A 966-nucleotide genomic window follows, 5' to 3' on the forward strand; every position below is an offset into this window, starting at 1 on the left:
GTCGCGAACATCATCGAAGGCATCGTGCTGGAAAACGCCTGAGCGGATCACGATGCATTCGATACAACTCGCCCTCTGGATGGTCGCGACGCTGGTGCTCGTCGCGCTCGTATTCGACTTCATGAACGGCTTTCACGACGCGGCGAACTCGATCGCCACCGTCGTGTCCACCGGGGTGCTGAAACCCCAGCAGGCCGTCGTGTTCGCGGCGGCGTTCAACGTCATCGCGTATTTCATCTTTCACCTGAAAGTCGCGCAAACCGTCGGTAAAGGCACGATCGACCCCGAGATCGTCGACCACTACGTCGTGTTCGGTGCGCTGGTCGGTGCGATCGGCTGGAACGTGATCACGTGGTACTACGGGATTCCGTCGAGCTCGTCGCATGCGCTGATCGGCGGCCTGGTCGGCGCCGCGCTCGCGAAGTCCGGCTGGAGTTCGCTGAACATCGACGGGCTGCTGAAGACCATCGCGTTCATCTTCATTTCGCCGCTGCTCGGCTTCATCCTCGGCTCGCTGTTCATGCTCGGCGTGTCGTGGCTGTATTTCCGTACCGCGCCCAGCAAGGTCGACCGGCGCTTCCGCCGGCTGCAACTGCTGTCGGCCGGGCTGTACAGCCTCGGCCACGGCGGCAACGACGCGCAGAAGACGATCGGCATCATCTGGATGCTGCTGATCGCGTCGGGCTATGCGTCGGCGACGTCCGATGCGCCGCCGGCGTGGGTGATCGGCGCGTGCTACCTGTCGATGGGCCTCGGCACGCTGTTCGGCGGCTGGCGCATCGTGCGCACGATGGGCCAGAAGATCACGAAGCTCAAGCCGGTCGGCGGTTTCTGTGCGGAAAGCGGCGGGGCGATCACGCTGTTCATCGCGTCGTTCCTCGGCATTCCGGTATCGACCACGCATACGATTACCGGCGCGATCGTCGGTGTCGGCGCGACGCAGAAGCTGTCGGCCGTGCGCTGGGG

General features: G+C 64.1%; 1 protein-coding gene. It reads left to right on the forward strand.

Going from position 1 to position 966, the window contains the following annotated elements; genetic code table 11:
- Positions 1 to 52: 52 nt before the first annotated feature.
- On the forward strand, positions 53 to 966 hold a 914-nt coding region (locus QZM67_RS39805; RefSeq protein WP_301811960.1), incomplete at its 3' end, for an inorganic phosphate transporter.

Source organism: Burkholderia sp. AU45251 (assembly GCF_030482905.1).
GTDB classification, from domain to species: Bacteria; Pseudomonadota; Gammaproteobacteria; order Burkholderiales; family Burkholderiaceae; genus Burkholderia; species Burkholderia aenigmatica.